Raw genomic sequence first — 18996 nt, 5'->3', positions numbered from 1 at the left:
CTTGGCGGCACCTGCCTCAACGTGGGCTGTATCCCGTCCAAAGCCTTGCTGCATGCCTCGCATATGCTGCACGAAGCCGAGCACAATTTTGCCAAGATGGGCCTAAAGGGCAAGTCCCCCTCGGTCGACTGGCCACAGATGAAAAAGTTCAAGGAAGAGACAATTGGCCAGAACACTGGCGGCATTGAATTCCTGTTTAAAAAGAACAAGATAGATTGGCTCAAAGGCTGGGCCACGATCCCCGCGGCGGGTCAGGTCAAGGTCGGCGATGAGGTCCACGAGGCCAAGAATATCGTCATCGCATCCGGCTCCGTCCCCACATCCCTTCCAGGGGTTGAGGTCGACAATGATGGCGGCGTGGTGGTCGATAGCACCGGCGCGCTCGACCTGCCCAAAGTGCCAAAGAAAATGGTCGTGATCGGCGCGGGCGTCATCGGTCTGGAGCTTGGCTCCGTCTACGCCCGTCTCGGCTCCGAAGTGACGGTTGTTGAGTTCCTCGACGCCATCACCCCCGGCATGGACGCCGAAGTCCAGCGCAACTTCCAAAAAATTCTTGCTAAACAAGGGCTTAATTTCACACTCGGCGCAGCCGTTCAATCCGTTGACGCGTCCAAAACCAAAGCCAAAGTGACCTATAAACTGCGCAAAGACGACTCTGAACACACCGTAGATGCGGACGTGGTTCTGGTCGCGACAGGCCGCAAACCCTACATAGACGGGCTTGGTTTGGCGGACCTCGGCGTCGAGATGACCGAGCGCGGTCAGATCAAAACCGATGCCCATTGGGCCACCTCCGTCAAAGGCATTTATGCCATCGGCGACGCCATCACGGGACCAATGTTGGCCCACAAAGCCGAAGACGAGGGCATGGCAGTCGCAGACGTGCTTGCGGGCAACCACGGCCACGTCAACTATGACGTCATCCCCGGCGTGATCTACACCACACCCGAGGTCGCATCCGTTGGCAAAACCGAACAACAGCTCAAGGACGAAGGCCGCGCCTATAAGGTCGGGAAATTCTCCTTTATGGCCAACGCCCGCGCCAAAGCGGTGCATCAAGGTGACGGGTTCGTAAAGATGATCGTGGACAAAGAAACCGACCGCGTTCTGGGCTGTCACATCATCGGACCGGGAGCAGGCGATCTGATCCACGAGGTCTGCGTGACGATGGAATACGGCGGCTCGGCCCAAGACATTGCATTGACCTGCCACGCTCACCCAACGTTTTCCGAGGCAGTCCGTGAGGCCGCTTTGGCGTGTGGTGACGGCGCCATTCACGCGTAAGTCATTCAGATATTAAATAAAACGGGCGGCTTGTTGGCCGCCCGTTTTTGTAGGATCATCCGGCTTGGGAAATTTCTTTCATCCGGTCCGCATGTTCACGACGAAGCGTTTTGCGCATTTCGGCGGCGCGCCATCGCTTGCGATCCAATGGCGTTTCAGGTTGAAACTGTGGCGCGACAACAGACACCCCGTTGTCATCCACGGCCACCATCGTAAAGTAACATGAATTGGTATGGCGCACCGTTTGGCTTCGGATATCTTCCGCCTCCACGCGTATCCCGATCTCCATCGACGTGCGCCCGACATAGTTCACCGACGCGCGAAAATGTACCAATTCACCGACATGAATAGGCTCTTTGAACACGACTTGATCCACGGACAGCGTCACGGCGTATTGGCTCGAAAACCGCGAGGCGCAGGAGAACGCCACCAGATCAAGCAACTTCAAAAGCGCGCCACCATGCACCTTTCCCGAGAAATTTGCCAAATCAGGCGTCATCAGTTCAGTCATCTCTAAAAAGCGGTGTTGGGGCAATTGGCCTCTCCTTAAACGGTCAGCATCCGCAGACCTTGCGTGACATCCGACCTCACAGCCAAACGCAAACCAGGCTCATCACCTGCCTTGAGCGCCGCTACGATCAGGCGATGATTATGGGGGACTTCGGTGCGGTTGAGCCGCGCATATAGCGCACGCATGGTCGGCCCGAGTTGTAGCCAAACCGTTTCGGTCAGCGCCAGCATCGCGGGGGCCTGTGCGCGTAGGTACAACGTGCGATGAAAATCGAGATTGGCGCGCAGGTAGCCCACGTCATCGTGCTTGGCCACGGCTTCGGCAATCACCGCATTGGCGCTTTGTAGCCGCTCAATCAGCGCCATATGGGCGCGCGGCAGCGCACGGGACGCAAGCTCTGGCTCGATCAAGGCCCGGATAGAGGCCAATTCTTCGATACGGTCGTTCGTTAGGGCCGGTGTCGTCACACGCCCAGACGCAGACAGTTGCAAGCCTCCATCGGCCACCAAGCGCCGAACCGCTTCGCGTGCAGGTGTCATGGAAACATCGTACATTTTTCCGATCCCGCGCAGCGTCAACGCCGCACCAGGTTTAAATTCGCCATACATGATCTTTGTCCGCAGAGCGCGGTAAACCCGGTCATGGGCCGCTGTGATCGTGTCGGATGGACGGGGTACTGGTGTAATCATGCGCGTACTGTGTTCACAAAGGCTAAGGCGGTCAATGTGAGAAGTCCCATGCATGCAATTCTTGGCCATGAACACGTAACCAATCGCGATGCTGATGATACTGGGGGCACACACGCGCCACATGCGCCCAATATGCGGGGCTGTGGTTCATTTCCAGTAGGTGAGCCACCTCATGGGCCGCCACATAGTCCAACACCGCCTCAGGGGCCATAATAAGCCGCCATGAGTACATCAGATTGCCGTCCGAGGTGCACGACCCCCAGCGCGACCGTGTATCTCGCAACGTGATCTTGCCAAACGAGACACCGAGCGCCTTTGCATAACTGTCCGATGCCTGTCGTAGACGGGTCCGCGCCTGTAGCTTGAGATACGCCGTGATCCGCGCCATTAGCATGTCCTCACCGCCCGGCACCACAAGGCATCCCGCCTCCATCCGCGCACCACGTCCCGCGCCTTGGATGATTTCCAATGGCGCGCCCAAGACGGGAATCGTGCCCCCAAAGGCAGGGCGGCGCACGGCGACCTGACGATCAAGCTGCCGCCGCACCCAGACTTCCTTTTCGCGCACGAATGCCACGGCCTCGCGTTCGGGGACATGGCGCGGCATGGTCAACGTCACACGCCCATCCAGACGCGACACCCGCAGCGACAACCTGCGCGCCTGCGCTGAACGGCGCAAGGACACCCGCACGGGCGTCTCCCCCTCCAAAATGAACTCAGTCATAGTCCGTCCAAAATTATGCGCCCAAAGATGGGCCGATATAGCGCGCGCCGCCCGTTAGAGCCACCACGTTCACACAAAATCAACCCAAAAGCCTTTGACACCCTGCCCGTGATATGGCATGGCCCGTGAAATCTCCAATAATGGACATGAATTTACGAAAGGGATTGCAATGCCCAACGAGGAATGGGGTGTAAAGCGCGTCTGCCCAACCACGGGTAAACGGTTTTACGACCTGAACAAAGACCCGATCGTGTCGCCTTACACGGGTGAAACCGTGACGTTTGATGCCAACAACAAAACACATGTTGCCGTTGAAAAAGCGAAACCCGCACCGGAAGACATCGAAGACGACGAAGATGATCTCTTGGTTGACGACGATGACGACATCGATCTCGACGACGATCTGCTGGATGACGACGAGGACGACAACGTGTCGCTCGACGAAATCGCAGATGTTGCGGCAGACGACGACGATTAAGTCGGATCTGCAATTTTTGCTCTTGCACTCATTTGCGAGTCAAAATAGATAGCGCGGGCGGGCGGACAACGCCCCCCGCACGGCGACCATACCGGTAGCCACCCATTGGTTTTGGGGCCTTAGCTCAGCTGGGAGAGCGCCTGCATGGCATGCAGGAGGTCAGCGGTTCGATCCCGCTAGGCTCCACCAAACCACACTGACCTCCCCACCCAATTCGAACTTACAGTATTGTAGGGATTGCGCTCCTTTTCGAACATCGCCTCCGCTTTTCACTACATCCCGATCGTCACATTTTGACGTCACAAAAGGTCAAGAAACGCCCGCAAATCACTGAGGTTAGCGGGCGATAGACCGAGCGGCACCAATTCGCTCAGCGTCGATTGACCAACCAATCGACCATGCGCGCCTTGTGGGGCCTCATTGTAGTGATTGAGCATGTCCTCAAGTGTCATGAACTGCCCAGAATGCCCAAACACTGTGCGCTGCGTTACACCGCGCAAGGACGGCGTTTTGAACGTCCCGAGGGCGCGTTCCATAGCCAGAGACAAATACTCTACTTTGGGGCATTCGCCATTTGGGGCATCCGAGTAGATGCTCAAACAACTAAACTCGCGATACTTAAGCTGAGCGACCACGGCCTGACGCCCCATATCAATTGTGGCCCCGTCCCGCTCTGGCATGCCCGTATTGTGAAAGTCGCCATCGGTCAAAAACGGCCCAGAATGACAGCTTGAACACCGCGCCTTGCCTGAAAACAAATCGAACCCGCGCAACGCAGCGTCCGGCAATTGGCGCAGGGCATTCGGATCACGTATCGCCTCGCTGGCAATGCGGTCCCACGCAGTCGCGTCGGGCAAAAGCGTTTCTTCAAACGCCGCGATCACCTTGCCTATGGATGCAAAAATTGAGTTTACCCGCGCTTGGCTCGGCTCACTCATGCCTTGCCATGCTGCACGCTGAATGCGCGTCCCTTTTGGGGAGGCCTCCGGTAAAGCGATCAGAGTACCGCGATCTGAAAGTGGCTCATCGAGAAGTGCAGACAAGGCATCGGGGTAGGCATCCAATACGTATGCAACAACTTCGGTACGCGTAAGCCCATGCTCGTCGGGGTGCTCCAGCGGCTCAAGTGCTTGCGCCCAAAGGCTATCGACACGCCCGTCCCAAAAGAAAAACTCTTGTGAGGCCAAACCTGCAATTGGCATAACGGATCTGAATTTGCGGCTTACACCTGCGGGCAGAGTTTCATTGGGAACGATCGCGCCGTTCGTGACGTGGCAACTCGCGCAGGCAACGGTCCCTGACGCGCTCAACCCTGTGTCAAAAAACAACTCTTGGCCAAGAGATTGCGCCTCAGGGTTGCCTGAAAAGGTGTTGGTGGGGTCGGTCGGTATAATCGGATTGGACGGGAGCACAAACTGTGACGCGCGCGCGGCCAAATCGGTAAGGTCCAACTCATTCGCCGCCGCACCGGCCGCCCACAGGACCCCAAGTGCAAGCGCTACTGGGACACGCATAAGCCTATTCCAAACTCGACAACAACAGTATCGCGTAGCTGCTGTGCCTGAACATCAAGCGAGAGCTCCCAAAGCCCCGTCATCGAAAATTTCAGCCCATTGATGCGGTAGGTTCCGTCCGCGATCTCCGCGACCTTCGGACTGGTGGGTAGGCCGTGACCGTGTTGGCGCATCCCCCCAGAGACATTGACCGCTGCCCCCACGATGGGTGCGCCATCAGGGTCTGTGAGGTGAAACTCGATCTGGGTAAATTCAAAAACTGGCAACGTATCAAGAGACTGTGCGAAATCTACACGGATCAGACGATTCTCGCCCACTTTGGCCTGAGCCTGTGTTGTAGAGGCCACCACTGAGCCCGCGAAAAACAGGCTGATCAACACCAGAAAAAAGAGACGCATGATCAACCTCAATTGAACGAGTGATAGTTGCCCGACAGCAACCGGTGAATGTGGGGCGTTGCGTGGTTTTCTGTGAACCACTGCGCCGCACTTTCGTGAGCTTGCTGTGCGCGCTCGGGTCCGAGCTCACGACCGGCGATAGCGCGGTAGTGATGGGCCTCAAAAACATTGGCACTGGCGGCCAAATCGAGCCAACGATAGGCCTCGAACGGATCGGGGATGGTTGCGCGATCTTCCAGATACATCCGCCCAAGAAGGAATTGCGCCCCTTCGTTCCACGCGAGAGCGGCAATTTGGGCATAGTCGAATGCCCGCGCCAGATCGGTGTCGTTTGCCTCAGGGTCGCTATACAAAACGAGTGCGAGCGAATAGGAGGACGCCGCATTTCCCTGCGCGGCAGCGCGCTCATACCACGTCGCGGCTTGTTCGATATCCGCAACACCTAGCTCCGCGAAGGCATAGATATCACCAATGGTGTTCAACGCGTCCAGATCACCCTTTTCACCTGCAAAAGTGTAATACTCGATCGCTTTCTCAACGTCTTTCACAAGGAACGTTCCTGTGCGAAAGAGGTCACCAACGGCGGCCACGGCGGGCGGATGTCCTGCGTCAGAAGTGGCCTTGAGTTCAGCAAGCGCTTGTCGGGTCTCTATTGGTGACGCCTTGCGCCCCAACACGAGGCGCGCATGTAAAAACGCGGCTTCCAGATTGCCCGCTTGAGATGCCTTGCTGTAAAACGCTTCGGCGCGGGCAAGGCTTTGCGGCACACCAATTCCGTTTTGATACAGATAACCCAAATCCAAATTGGCATCGCCGTTCCCTTGGGCCACGGCATCCGACAAAAGGGTGTGCGCGCGCTCAAGGTCCGCATCCATGATCGAATTCGTGTAATGCAAACGGGCCAGATTTCGCATAGCCGCTGCATCACCAGTTGCTACGTTTTCTTCCCAAATGTCACGGGCTTGGGTCACGTTACCTGCGCGTAGCGCGGCCTCGCCTTGGTCAACAGGCTGCGCAAACGCCATTTGTCCGGACATCGTCAATCCGATTACAGCGCACACTAAAACAACAGTTGCAGCCTTTGAAATACATATACGGATCATGTGCGGTCTCTTACGATTTTAAGGGAAAGGGGAACACAAAGGGGGGCGCTCGGTTGTCGAGAGATACCACAGATAACGCGTGTTCGACTTACTTATTAAGTTTGAGTGGTCAGGCCCGATAGGGGCCTGACCGTGTTCTTTAGGGTTAGAAACGTGTTTCAAAACCTAGAGCAATACCAACCGTTGGCTTGGTGCCGTAGGTCTCACGCGAGACCGAAATCTTCGAATACACGCGGCTTGATGCGCTAATGTCTTCGTAGATTGCGATGCTCGAGCCAAACCGCATGTCGTTGGTTTTGGCCGTTGCCGCCAGATCAAACTCGGACAAGCCATCGATTGTGGACGTCCCCGAAAGGCCCGACCCGTTGGCACCAAAATCAGACTCAGCGTAGACATCACCAACCATGGTTGTTGTGCCGCGAAGCATCACATTGGCGTTGACCCCGACACGCGCGATCGTGCTGCGCAAAACGAGCTTGTCATAGCTAACGGGCGCGGATGCACCGTCACTCTCGGTGTATGCGGCACGCGATGTTTCGGCATACGTGAGACGTGCATAGGGCGTCACAAACGCATCGGACGTACGAAACGCCGTCGCAATTTCAACCGCAGCCATGTAGCCGGAGATGCTAGCGGTGCCCGTTGCAGCTTCGCCACCGGCATCCGTTGCGGCACGCGACATGCGCGCAGATCCATCAAGGATACCTGCGGACGCACGCCACTGGAACCCCTCGCGGGAGTTCGCACGACCACGTAGATACATCCCAACGGCTTGCATGTTGGAGTGATATCCATTGTCGAGAAGTGACAGATTTACGGTTTCAGTCGCCGCAAACACACCAAGGTCCAATTCGTCATCAAGAGCATAGGCCACAATCAACGAACCCGCAGCATTGCTACCGACTTCGGAGTTTCTCGCATACGAGCCTTCTACGGCTGTGGCCCAACGGTATTGATGACCGCCACCCTGAGACACTTCGATCACGCTATCGAAATTCACGTCGATATCACGCAGGCTTGCACCAACGAGAAGCTGTTCACCGCGTTCCATTGCTTGGCGCTCAACCGTTGCCTGAACGGCAAGAGCCGCCTGTGTGCCGACCGCAGTCACGCCCGCATTCGCACCGCAATTTGGCGGAATACAAACGCTGGTTTGATCGACGGGACCAGAGCCGGACCCGTGCAGGTTCAGACCTGCTGCATCGGCAATACGGTATGAATCGAGGGAGAACTCACCAGCCACAGCTTCGAATGTGATGCCGAAATCATTCAACACACCCTCGGTGCCATCGCTGTTGGCTTGGAACATGGAGCCGCTGTTCTGCCAAACATAGGTCAGCATTTCTGCATCGGTGATCACGCCATCGGAATTGCCGTCAATTACTGTGAACTGACCAGGGAATGCAGCCGCATCAATTTCTGCTTGACTAAGGTCGGATGAATTGTCGGTGTCATATGTAGCGAAGCTAGCCGCCAAAGTGCGGGTGATGGGGTTATCGTTGTAGGTACTACTGTTAAACGCCGTCAGCTCCGCCTCAGAGATCAAACTGTCGCTCGAAGTATCCAGTACAACAGGGGTGCCGTATTGGTAAGCAGTCAGACCAACATCTGTAGTTAAGAATGCTGCGAGAGAGCCCAACTCGGAACGTGATGCGGCTTGGACTTCGGCCAAGCTGAGCGAGCTGTCGGAGTTTGTATCAAATCCTGCAATATCAGGCATAACTGTGCCCCATCCGGAATAGTCGGGCGCCAATTGTGAATAGTCAGCTGGGTAGAGATCGTCGTCATCCCAACCACAAACGCTGTATTCGCAATTCTCGTTAGCGTCATACGCCAACGAAATAGACCAGCTATCCCCGATTGAAATTTTGATCACATCCCCCGTACCAAATTCGTACCATTCAGTGCTGTCTGTGGGAGCCCCATCAGGCAGAACGTCAGCATAGTCGAAACCGATATCTGTGATGTAGCCCGCATCTTCGTCGTATTCATAAGAATAGAACTGTTCAACAAACACACCCTGACCGGCCTGAAGCCAGACGGGGGTATTCGTGGTGCCTTGTGTAAATGCGTGTCCTGCTGTGGCCGTTGCTGCCGACATCAAGACCGCTATGGCGCCCCAAAGGACCGCCGTGAGGTGTGATTTCATTGTATTCGCCTATTTTGAGTGCATTTTTATAGATATTTGAGCCTGTATATCTACATCCGTGCATGTGACGAATAGCTCTCTTGCCCCTTATCCCTATGCACAAATTTGCTCGCCGTAGGGCGTAACTTGACATAACCAAAAGGGTCTAAAAGTTGCGCACTACGGGTCACGCGAAAGGAACAAAAGGGCTCATACTTGGCTATCCAAGCCATATCGAATTTCAGCTTTCGATTAACAAATCCCCCCGCACACGTAGCGCACCAAATAGATGCCAATCGGCTATCCTTTTTGCTTGGTGTCCAAGTGTGCAAAAAGCGATCCGGCAACGCGCTGTGTCCGCAACTTCCAGATGGCGCTATCCGTATAATAGTGGTGAATATTGATGGCGATTGCGAGATATGAGGCCACGGTTGGCGCGCCCGCTGCCGCCGCGAAAAACGCGTCTGGAATATAGAAAATCACCGCCCCACCCGCAACGGACATCAGGTACGTCGCGATGAGTGAGCGGGTCTTTTCGCGGTTGGTTTTTTTGGCGTGGGTCGCCTCATTGATCTCCACGCGCGTAGGGAAAATCATGTATTGGAGGGCGTGCGATAATTGAATGAAAATGAAGGCATCTGGCATCAAAAACAGCACCAAATACCAAAGATAGATCGCGAGAAACGCCCCCAAAACACGGATATCGACGCCTGTCGTGACGACTTTGCGCCCCAACACATACGCCCCCGAGGCAAAGGACAGCGTGGCTACGCAGTTCGCGACCCACATCATCGCATCCCCTTGGAACACCGCGATCACAGGCAAATCAGGAAGGGTCTGCAGCCCCCAAACGACATGCCAAAAAATCAACGTCCTCAACCCCATGCGCAAAATCAGACGCTCGTTTGGCGTCAAACGAAGACCGGAAATCCGCGCAAAACTCATCATAACGCCCCACGTCTGACCGGTGTAATGCCATGCCAGATAGAACGATGCGAATAGCCACATCGGATAGGCGATTTTGAGGCTAAGCGACAGTGGTCCCGCGCCCCCCGACATCGGCAGCATTGCGATGATCGCAATCGCCACGAGAACCAAGGGCGCGATAATCGTCGCGGTTGGGAAATCGGAAAAATTCGATTTTCGGCTATACAAAAGCCTGTAGGACACCAAGAAATGCGGCCAATTTAGCAAAACCTGAAGCGCCAACAGCTTTGGCAAAACGCCGCTCAGATCGTCACTGCCACCGCCGCCCTTGTGCCAAACCGCAAAGACACAAAGCCCGATCATCACAACAATCGATAGGGCCGATGTTGTCACAAAATCCACCCTAGGCGATATGAGCGCACCCTCGTGCAAGAACACACCGCGTGATTTCGGGCTACGTTTAGTCATGGGATTGCGCTCTTTTCAAAACATAGTCTGCGGCTCTTATGGCGAGGGCTTGCACAGTGAGGCCAGGAGATTCACCGCCGCCGCTTGACGGGAAAACACTTGCGTCAACAATCATGAGATTGTCCCAACGGTGGCTCACACACTCCGCATTCACGACACTGCGGCTTGGGTCATCCCCCATGCGGCACGTCCCAAACACATGGGTGGACGAAAATGCATCAACGGAACTAAACTCTTCGAACGGATCGTCGCACCCCGCCGCCGCGACAATATCGCGGCACGTCTGCGCCATGAAGCGCAATCTATCGATGGCATCTTTGTCCAGACGCGAATGAATTTGCGCAATGGGCATGCCAGTGTGATCAACCTTATCGCTCAACGTGACAAACGATCCATCATTTGGCAAACTCTCCCCGATCGCCGCGACCGATAGAACGCGACCAAAGCTGTCGCGCATCTTGCGCTTGTGCGAAAGGCCCCACCCGTCCACCACACGAGACGCATAGGCAACCGGGCCCACGAGGTCACTTTCGGCCATAGACGGACCGAACCTGCACCCCCCAACTACATTGGGAATGGCATCAGGCGCATTGTAGTCCCACGCGACCCAATCGACGGGCAAGCCACGATGACTACCAAGCTTGTCAGGGTGAAGCGCTGATGTGGTTGTCAAAAGCGTTTCCATAAAGTTGCGGCCAACCTGCCCGCTTTCATTCGCGAGACCGGCCTCAGACGTCTTTGAGGCGGAGTTCAACAACAGGCGCGGCGTGTGAATGGCACCACACGCCACCATTATCACCGGGGCTGAGAAACGCGTCTCTTTACCCTTTTCCAAGGCGATCACGCCAGTGACCCGTGTCCCGTCCTCTTCAATACGCAATGCTTCGGTATCTGACCGGATCTCACATCGCCCCGTTTTGAGAGCAGCGGCAAGATAAGTAACGTCGACGCTACCTTTGTCCGTCATCATGCAGCCGCGCAAACAGCCGCCACAATAGTTGCACGCGGGCCGTTCACCCAGCGCCTCACTCAAGACCGCGAGCGAATTCGACACGGGCGTTAGTCCGATGTCGCGCGCGCCCTGCGCCAACGCGTGGCTCGCAAAACTCCACGGATGCTCCACCATCGGATAGGGCGCCAAGCGCGGACACCGCGTCTCGTTGCTCGGCCCTGCAACGCCCACAACCTCCTCCGCAAGATCATAATAAGGCTCTAAATCAGCGTAGGTCACGGGCCAGTCAGCGGCCACGCCAAATTCTGATTTCATCCGCATTGAGTGCGGGTTCAGCCTATGGGCCTCGCCCGTAAAATGAAGCGAGCTGCCGCCCACTCCACGCACATGATGATAGCCGAATGACGCACGCCGCGCCCCCGTTACATACGGACCTGTGACCGCATTCCATGACCGGATATCTGCGGTTTGATCGTCAAGCATTTGGAGTGGCGCGACCTCATACGATCCGACACTGCCGTCTTTGATCGGAAACGGCGTTTCCCAATCAGCGCGGTTTTGCTTGTAGTCATCCGCTGGCGAAAATCGCGGCCCTGCCTCAAGGATCAAAACACGCAACCCTTTGGCACACAAACGCCACGCCGCAGCCGCGCCACCCGGACCAGAACCGACAACCAATACGTCAGGCCGAGTGTCCACTTAAGGCCTCGATTCAAAATCGGAAAAACCAGCGGGCTGTATCGGACCATCAAATCCGAGAGAGGGCCACGTAGCGGGAATGGCGTAATATATTTTGAGCACATCTTGAACCATACGCGCGGCGAACACGCGCGGTAGGTGTAGCTCTGGATACCGCATCGCGAGGCGCAAAACCTGATCGGCCTCGCTGGCTGTCGTCGTAACAAAAGCCTTGTTGAATTTCTTTTGGCTGGATGCCTCCAACCACGCCGACCCTTCGCGCAAAAGTAGGGCATAGTTGTCGATCTGATCGCCAAGTGTCACCAAATAGGTGTGAACATTCAATTCACTGGCCGAAGGCGTTTCATCCTTTGGGACAATGACATCCACAAGGCGCGTCAATCGTTCAATATCTGGGTTTGACACGGACGCTGCATGCGCCGCACCGGACGCCAACACTGGCGCGCAGGCGATGAGTTTAAGTACCAAACGACGAGACAGCTGAAAGGATCGCAGTGGCTTCAACCACGCGTCGCGTGTCAGGTTGATCGACGTCATGGGGCACGCTCTCTTTCGCTACAACGCCCTAACTCTCGCACAACGAACCCACGCCCTCAATATGTCCGATAGTTTCTGTTGCACACGGGAGGCGCATACCGTTGCGGGGTTTTGGTACGGTTTTGGGTTCTTGTGGATGGACGTTGCGGACGCCCTAAGACGGCTTGGCCTTTTCGAGATAGGCATCCATTGCAGGGCGGTAGGCCGCCAATTCATCGGCAACCACCTTGAACCCCTGAAGGCGCGCATCGTACTCGGTCACAATTGTAGGCCATACGACAGGCAGGGACATCGCATCCTGGAACGCCTTGATCCATGCAAACGTCACGGCGAATCCGCAATCACATAGCCACAATTTATCAGTGTCCAACGGGTTTGTGTTGAGCAGTAACGCAAGTGACGACAGATGTTTTGAAATCAACGCACCGCCCGCTTGCACGGCATCACTATCGCGTGTCGCGTACGCGACCTGAGGATAAATCGCACGCACGGCAGGCTCCAACCTTGTGTCGTGCGATCGGCTAAACTCACGCGCTTTTGCACGCAGCCTCACACCGTTGGGGAGCATCGGCACCTCGGGGAAGGCCTCTTCGAGATACTCCGCGATTGCTTCGGAATCTGACAACATGAACCCGTCATGGATCATTGCGGGCAAGTTGCCAGACGGCACAATCGCGCGGTATTCGTCGGAACCGTAGCCACCGGGCGGAGGCAATTGTTCAAACGGTATGGATTTGTGGCGCAACATGATGCGCAATTTCGCGCAGTAAACCGCAACCGGAACCGAGTAAATTGTCAGCATGTCGAACCTTTCCGCTTCAGACATAAAAAGGGCCAACCCCGTAAGGCCGGCCCATTGTCGCTAAGGTTGCAACGCTTTATTCAGCGTTCAAACCCCATTTGACGCCCAACGCATCAAAGAACCCCTGCTCTTGCTTTAGCCCGATCCATGTGTTGACGTAGTTGATCCAAACCTGATCCGCCTGCGGTAGCAACATCGCAACCGGCGTGGGCGAACGACCGGCGTCAACGGGAATAATCATCAGGTTATCATATTGCTCGACAAGCGTTGCGGCCTCGATGTTGGAGGTAATGCTAGCATCCGCACGGCCAGACAACACCTCTTGGAAATCGCGCGCAGGGGCCTCGACGATCCGGTGGGTTGCTGCAGGAAAATACTGTTTCACTTGCGTTTCTTGTGTCGTGCCAAGCGTGGCCGCGACAGAGACGCCTTCAACGTTCAAATCGTCCCAATTAGCGAACCGTTCGGCATTTTCCTTAAGCGTCAAAGGAACTGTCACAAGAGAGAAATAGCTGTCTGAATAACCGGCGGCCTTGGCGCGGGCTGGTGACACGGAGGCAGATCCCGTGATGTGATACTGACCAGATGTCACACCAGCCACGAGAGTCTTCCAATCGGTTGGGACAAACTCGATCTCGACACCGAGATCCGTGGCAAGTGCCGTCATGACATCAATGTCATATCCCTCGTAGGAATTCGTCGTGATGTCACGCATCGTCATCGGATTCCAGTCGCCAGTTGTGCCAACTTTCAACACGCCATCGGACAAGATTTCGTTCAGCGCAGATTGCGCATTTGCCTGCACCGCAGAGGTCGCAAGGATGACCGCAGTGGCGGCTACTTTAAAAAAATTCATGGGTTTCCCTTTTCTCACATTCGTTAGACATAGGATGCTCGAGCGATTTGGAAACACAAATAGTTTGAAAAGATGAAAATCCGTAACATATCATGACCTCCGCAAGCCCAAGAGGAGCGCCGTCGCAGTGCCCATTATATCAATCCAAAACGTATCCAAGTTTTTTGGCGACTTCCAAGCCCTCAAAAACGTGTCTTTGGATGTGGCTTTGGGCGAACGTGTCGTGGTTTGCGGCCCATCCGGTTCGGGCAAATCGACGCTAATCCGCTGCATCAATCGCCTTGAGGCACACGAAGCGGGCGAGATTTTGGTTGATGGCACGCGGCTCACTGATATCCCCGCCGATGTAGAGAAAATACGCGGTGCCGTCGGAATGGTGTTTCAGCAATTCAATTTGTTTCCGCATTTGACCGTTTTAGAAAACCTGTGCATTGGCCCTCGCCGCGTTTTGGGGCTAACCCAAACACAGGCACAAGACCGCGCAATGCGGTATCTCGAGCGGGTGCAAATCCCCGACCAAGCCGATAAATTCCCCTCGCAATTGTCAGGCGGACAACAACAGCGCGTGGCCATCGCGCGTTCGCTGTGTATGGAGCCGCGCATCCTGTTGTTCGACGAGCCGACATCGGCCCTCGATCCTGAAATGATCGCAGAGGTTCTAGAGGTCATGACCGAATTGGCGCAATCAGGCATGACCATGATTGTCGTTACACATGAGATGGGATTTGCGCGCCGCGTTGCCGACCGGATGGTGTTCATGGATAAGGGCGAAATCGTCGAGATTGGCGCACCCGAAGACGTCTTTGCCGCGCCCAAATCAAAACGGTTTGCTCGCTTCATCAATCAAATCCTGAACCACTAGAGGCATGGCCATGAAAAAAATTGTCATCCTCACCCCCCTCTTACTTTTGCTCGCTGGCTGCTCCGGAAACTGGGGATGGTATGTGGTCGACCCGACAACCCCATCGGGTTGGAACAATCTAAAATTCATGGCGAGTGGTGCATACTACACCATTGTGATGTCGCTCACCGCAATCCTGATTTCTATCATTGTCGGCCTGTTGGTCGCCCTTCCTGGGCTATCGCAAAAACGCGGTTGGCGCATGTTTAACCGCACCTACGTCGAAATCGTACGCGCCGTGCCGATCCTCGTGTTGATCCTTTGGGTCTACTACGGCCTTCCCGCGCTTTCAGGTATCAAACTGAACGTCTTTTGGGCGGGCGTGTTTGCTCTGGCCCTGAGCGATAGCGCGTTCCAAGCCGAGATTTTCCGCGCCGGCATCCAATCCATCGCGCGCGGGCAATACGAGGCGGCCAAGTCGATTTCGCTGAACTACCGCGACACCATGCGCTACATCATTTTGCCGCAAGCAATCCGGCGCATCCTGCCCGCTTTGGGCAACCAACTGGTGTATATGCTCAAAATGTCATCGCTTGTTTCGGTGATCGGGCTTCAAGAACTCACACGCAAAGCCAACGAACTTGTCGTGTCGGAATATCGCCCGCTTGAAATCTATTCAATTCTGGTTCTGGAATACCTTGTTCTCATCCTTATTGTGTCTGCTGGCGTGCGTTGGTTTGAACGTCGCATGAATGCGGGGCACACCTGATGCGCCATTGCCTATCGGGTAGCCCGCATAATCATTGGAATGGAGTGGCGCGATGAGGTTCACACCGACACAGGCCGCAGGCCTGGCGCAACTGGACGCCTTTAACGCAGGTGGTGCGGCCCACTACGGCCAGCGGCGCAATTTTGACTTGGGGCCCAAAAATCACAGCAACGTCTCTCAGTTGTCCCCATGGATCAGGCACCGGCTAATCACCGAAGAACAGGTGCTGACGCGCATTGCGAAAACACATGACCTGACCCAGATGAACAGCTTTGTACAAGAAGTGTTTTGGCGAGGGTACTTTAAGGGCGCGCTACAACATCGGCCAAGCATTTGGGACCACTATTTGACTGGGGTTGATCGCGCGCACGATACTGTTGGGACACTGTATACAGATGCAATTTGCGGCCGCACAGGCATTGCATGCTTTGACCACTGGCGCGACGAATTGGTGACAACGGGATATCTTCATAACCACGCGCGGATGTGGTTCGCCTCCATCTGGATTTTCACACTCAGGTTGCCGTGGGAATTGGGTGCAGACTTCTTTTTGACCCATCTCGTAGACGCTGACCCCGCATCAAATACACTCAGTTGGCGGTGGGTCGGTGGGCTGCACACAAAAGGTAAAACCTATCTAGCAAGCGCCGAGAACATCGCGCGCTTTACCGACGGACGATTTAATCCAGTTGGACAGTTGGCCCTCACGGCGGAGCCACTGGTCGAGCCGTTTGAGCACCCGCTAGTGCCGCTTGCTACCCCCCCTCGAATGCCGCTTGATGGTGCTCTACTCCTGATCACAAAAGAGGACTGTACGCCCCGCTCCTTTATGACGGGTGACCCGCGCGGTGTGCTTGGCATTGTGCATCCCGACACCGGCATGTCCGCTGAATTTTCACGCGGGGCCGTGGAGCAGGCAAGTGCAGACATCGTAGCGACACACGACTGGGCGGGACAAATTGCAGAGGCCGCAACCCGTGCAGGCACTGCGCAAGTGGTGACGGCGTTGGCCCCTGTTGGCCCTGTGGCCAGTGCCCTTGCGACAGCGCAGAGCACACTTCGCACAGAGGGTATCACGCTCTCCCAAGTGCAACGCCGCTTTGATGGCCTGACGTGGCCGCATGCAACGGCAGGATTTTTCAAACTGAAAAAGAAGATCCCACAAATTCTACGCGACCTTGACTTGGCTAAACCCGCCGCTAATTCACCGCCATGAGCAAAGCACCGCAATTCCCACCCGAGCAGATCAGCGACATCGTGCAGATGGCACTTTCTGATCATGTCAGCTTTGCCACCATTCAGGCCGAGTATGGCATCCGGGAAAAAGACGTTAAGGTGTTGATGCGTAAAACCCTAAAACGGGGCAGCTACCAAACGTGGAGAAAACGCGTGCGCGATTTCAGCGACCGCAGGGATAGCTATAAATAGACTGTCGAAGTCACTGAAAAAGCGATGCACATCACGAGCCACACCAAAAATGCGATCTTAAACAGTGTGAGCAACATCACCGCATCGTCATAACAGACGAGCGTTTCATTGTTTTGTACATTCAATGTGTGAGGGAAGTGGTGCACCCGAGAGGATTCGAACCTCTGACCCCCTGATTCGTAGTCAGGTACTCTATCCAGCTGAGCTACGGGTGCGCTCAAGGGGCGATTTACCGAGTGCGGCGAGAGGGTGCAAGGGGCATTCGTCATCATTTTTAAAAAAGTATCGGAACGCGCATCCAAACACCCTATTCCGCCGCCTTTGCATTTTTAGGCTCCGAACTCTCTTGGGCGGGCAACGCATCCGTCACAAAGCCTTTGGGCAAATGAATGCCAAATACCGTTCCGGTCTCATCGCTGCGCTCCAAAAGCAGCTTACCACCGTGGCCGCGGACCAATTCTGCCGCAATGGCGAGGCCTAGACCAAATCCACCTTTTCGCGCACCGCCTTGAAAGGGTTGGAACAGATGCTCACGCGCCTTGGGTGGCAAACCCGGCCCTGTATCTGACACGGTCAAAACCCATTCGCTTTCATCCTCGCGAGCGGCAACACCAATCTCTCCCCCATCGCGCTTTGTGCTCAAGGCTTGGCGCGCATTACGAACAAGGTTGGAAAGCACGCGGTGCATTTGCTCCGCATCTGCGCGCATAACCATTGTCGCGGGCACATCCTCAGCGAATGAAATATCGGCATCTCCAGACGACAAGCGCTCACCCTCGATCACATCACCAACCAGTTCCGCCACACGCACGCCCGACATTGTCGGTGACGGCTCCTCAGCCTTGCCAAACGCCAATGTGGATTCGCATAGATTCACCGCACGTTGGATCGAGTTCATCAGCTTGGGCGCAGACCGGATCACCGCAGGGTCTTGCGATATCTCCAAGCGATCCGAAAAGAGCTGTGCAGTCGTCAAGATATTGCGCAGATCATGAGAAATTTTCGCAACCGCACTGCCGAGCTGCGCAAGTCGCTCTTTTTGACGCAACGATGTCGTTAGATCGGTTTGCATCGAACATAGCGCCGTCTCAGCCTCACGCAATTCGTACACTTTTGCGGACGGCGAAATAATCCGCCGTGCATCCTCCGGCGCTTGTGCATAGTGCGTCATCGCACCGACGACGCGTTTGATCGGATGAACAATCAGCGCGCGTACGGCCAGAAACAAAAGCAGCGCAGTGAACAACGAGATGACCGCAGACAGCATCAATATGCGCAAGCCATACTCTACCATCGCATTGCGCATCGGCTCGGTTGGCAATGTGACCTCAATCAACAACCCCGCTTGCTTCACAGGGTCGCCGATGACACGGATCACACGATTGGTCGGATCCATGAGCGTCAATGTCGCATCACGGATCAACTCAAGCGCAGGCGCGTCCCGTAGATCATAGGTGGCGTAAATCTGTTCCGGAATGGGAGACGACAACACGAGTTGACGAATTTCATTACGCCGAAGCACCACGTTATACACATCAGCATTGGCCAGAAGCTCGTCTTCGAGATCCATATCAAGGCTATCATTGGCCAACAACGCCAGTGACGCGATTTGTGCGCGCTCGAGGCGAGAGAGCAAAAAGTCTTCGCGAAAGCGGGCGATGGAGGGCACGAATATCATGATTTCTGCCGCCATCACAAAGATGATCGTCAGCATCAAAAAGCGCCCCGTGAGCGTATTTAAAAAACGCGGAAGTCTCATAAATCCTTTCCGGCCCTGCTACGGCAAAAACCGCTGAACCAGCTTCACAATCGTTTTCACCTTGGCACTCTCAAATAGCCTTGGTGTAAAATAGGCACCCGCCACGCGTTTGTTAAGCTCCGCAAGTGT

General features: G+C 55.3%; 19 protein-coding genes and 2 tRNA genes. 7 read left to right on the top strand and 14 right to left on the bottom strand.

The features are described from left to right. Positions 1-1284, top strand: a 1284-nt coding sequence (lpdA, locus tag ACTG34_RS05365; protein ID WP_439103961.1) for a dihydrolipoyl dehydrogenase, incomplete at its 5' end; no start/stop codon positions are given. A gap of 55 nt (positions 1285-1339) precedes the next feature. On the opposite strand, the gene ACTG34_RS05360 is transcribed toward lpdA, so the two are convergent. Genes ACTG34_RS05360 through ACTG34_RS05350 form a run of 3 tightly spaced genes read right to left on the bottom strand, consistent with a single transcriptional unit; the run spans position 1340 to position 3208 of the window. Beyond that, positions 1340-1795: an acyl-CoA thioesterase gene (locus ACTG34_RS05360; protein WP_062220387.1), complete on the bottom strand. Its 456-nt coding sequence runs from the start codon at positions 1793-1795 to the stop codon at positions 1340-1342. 35 nt (positions 1796-1830) lie between these two features. Then, on the bottom strand, positions 1831-2484 hold the full coding sequence (locus tag ACTG34_RS05355) for a GntR family transcriptional regulator (RefSeq protein WP_439103960.1): 654 nt from the start codon (positions 2482-2484) through the stop codon (positions 1831-1833). A 31-nt stretch (positions 2485-2515) separates the two neighbouring features. Then, positions 2516-3208: a M48 family metallopeptidase gene (locus ACTG34_RS05350; protein WP_439103959.1), complete on the bottom strand. Its 693-nt coding sequence runs from the start codon at positions 3206-3208 to the stop codon at positions 2516-2518. 169 nt (positions 3209-3377) lie between these two features. Between ACTG34_RS05350 and ACTG34_RS05345 the strand changes: the two genes are divergently transcribed. Both ACTG34_RS05345 and ACTG34_RS05340 read left to right on the top strand, forming a co-directional pair. Further along, positions 3378-3686, top strand: a complete 309-nt coding sequence (locus tag ACTG34_RS05345) for a TIGR02300 family protein (RefSeq protein WP_062221399.1) — start codon at positions 3378-3380, stop codon at positions 3684-3686. A 113-nt stretch (positions 3687-3799) separates the two neighbouring features. Further along, a tRNA-Ala gene (locus ACTG34_RS05340) sits at positions 3800-3875 on the top strand. A 110-nt stretch (positions 3876-3985) separates the two neighbouring features. On the opposite strand, the gene ACTG34_RS05335 is transcribed toward ACTG34_RS05340, so the two are convergent. The 9 genes from ACTG34_RS05335 to ACTG34_RS05295 all read right to left on the bottom strand — a co-directional run bounded on the left by ACTG34_RS05335 (position 3986) and on the right by ACTG34_RS05295 (position 14070). Further along, a complete protein-coding gene (locus ACTG34_RS05335; RefSeq protein WP_439103958.1) occupies positions 3986-5200 on the bottom strand; it encodes a cytochrome-c peroxidase in 1215 nt (404 codons plus the stop codon). Then, positions 5185-5598 carry a FixH family protein gene (locus tag ACTG34_RS05330; RefSeq protein ID WP_439103957.1) on the bottom strand — a complete coding sequence of 138 codons (414 nt, stop codon included), beginning with the start codon at positions 5596-5598 and terminating at the stop codon, positions 5185-5187. The genes ACTG34_RS05335 and ACTG34_RS05330 overlap by 16 nt, the downstream gene beginning before the upstream one ends. A gap of 8 nt (positions 5599-5606) precedes the next feature. Further along, positions 5607-6701, bottom strand: a complete 1095-nt coding sequence (locus ACTG34_RS05325) for a tetratricopeptide repeat protein (RefSeq protein ID WP_439103956.1) — start codon at positions 6699-6701, stop codon at positions 5607-5609. 145 nt (positions 6702-6846) lie between these two features. Continuing rightward, the gene (locus ACTG34_RS05320; RefSeq protein ID WP_439103955.1) at positions 6847-8850 is read right to left on the bottom strand and encodes an autotransporter outer membrane beta-barrel domain-containing protein; all 2004 of its coding nucleotides are present in this window, start codon (positions 8848-8850) and stop codon (positions 6847-6849) included. Between the two features lie 279 nt (positions 8851-9129). Then, positions 9130-10224: a hypothetical protein gene (locus tag ACTG34_RS05315; protein ID WP_439103954.1), complete on the bottom strand. Its 1095-nt coding sequence runs from the start codon at positions 10222-10224 to the stop codon at positions 9130-9132. After that, positions 10217-11875 carry a GMC family oxidoreductase gene (locus ACTG34_RS05310; protein ID WP_439103953.1) on the bottom strand — a complete coding sequence of 553 codons (1659 nt, stop codon included), beginning with the start codon at positions 11873-11875 and terminating at the stop codon, positions 10217-10219. The genes ACTG34_RS05315 and ACTG34_RS05310 overlap by 8 nt, the downstream gene beginning before the upstream one ends. Continuing rightward, on the bottom strand, positions 11876-12412 hold the full coding sequence (locus tag ACTG34_RS05305) for a gluconate 2-dehydrogenase subunit 3 family protein (RefSeq protein ID WP_439103952.1): 537 nt from the start codon (positions 12410-12412) through the stop codon (positions 11876-11878). A gap of 154 nt (positions 12413-12566) precedes the next feature. Then, entirely contained in the window at positions 12567-13214 is a 648-nt protein-coding gene (locus ACTG34_RS05300; RefSeq protein ID WP_439103951.1) for a glutathione S-transferase family protein, read from the bottom strand. A gap of 76 nt (positions 13215-13290) precedes the next feature. After that, on the bottom strand, positions 13291-14070 hold the full coding sequence (locus ACTG34_RS05295) for a transporter substrate-binding domain-containing protein (RefSeq protein WP_439103950.1): 780 nt from the start codon (positions 14068-14070) through the stop codon (positions 13291-13293). Positions 14071-14197: 127 nt separating this feature from the next. Between ACTG34_RS05295 and ACTG34_RS05290 the strand changes: the two genes are divergently transcribed. Genes ACTG34_RS05290 through ACTG34_RS05275 form a run of 4 tightly spaced genes read left to right on the top strand, consistent with a single transcriptional unit; the run spans position 14198 to position 17108 of the window. Continuing rightward, positions 14198-14932, top strand: a complete 735-nt coding sequence (locus ACTG34_RS05290; protein ID WP_439103949.1) for an amino acid ABC transporter ATP-binding protein — start codon at positions 14198-14200, stop codon at positions 14930-14932. A 10-nt stretch (positions 14933-14942) separates the two neighbouring features. Continuing rightward, a complete protein-coding gene (locus ACTG34_RS05285) occupies positions 14943-15680 on the top strand; it encodes an amino acid ABC transporter permease (RefSeq protein ID WP_439103948.1) in 738 nt (245 codons plus the stop codon). Between the two features lie 52 nt (positions 15681-15732). Next, on the top strand, positions 15733-16896 hold the full coding sequence (locus ACTG34_RS05280) for an FAD-binding domain-containing protein (protein ID WP_439103947.1): 1164 nt from the start codon (positions 15733-15735) through the stop codon (positions 16894-16896). Then, positions 16893-17108: a DUF2805 domain-containing protein gene (locus tag ACTG34_RS05275; protein WP_342841732.1), complete on the top strand. Its 216-nt coding sequence runs from the start codon at positions 16893-16895 to the stop codon at positions 17106-17108. Before ACTG34_RS05280 ends, ACTG34_RS05275 begins: the two co-directional genes overlap by 4 nt. Before the next feature lie 138 nt (positions 17109-17246). Here the strand turns inward: ACTG34_RS05275 and ACTG34_RS05270 are convergent. Beyond that, a tRNA-Arg gene (locus ACTG34_RS05270) sits at positions 17247-17323 on the bottom strand. Between the two features lie 92 nt (positions 17324-17415). Then, positions 17416-18867 carry a sensor histidine kinase gene (locus ACTG34_RS05265; protein ID WP_439103946.1) on the bottom strand — a complete coding sequence of 484 codons (1452 nt, stop codon included), beginning with the start codon at positions 18865-18867 and terminating at the stop codon, positions 17416-17418. Positions 18868-18996 lie beyond the last annotated feature (129 nt).

The organism is Celeribacter marinus (assembly GCF_965656515.1).
Taxonomy (GTDB): Bacteria; Pseudomonadota; Alphaproteobacteria; order Rhodobacterales; family Rhodobacteraceae; genus Celeribacter; species Celeribacter marinus_D.
The sequence above is the reverse complement of the archived record's forward strand: the minus strand, read 5'-3'. Positions and strand labels throughout refer to the sequence as shown.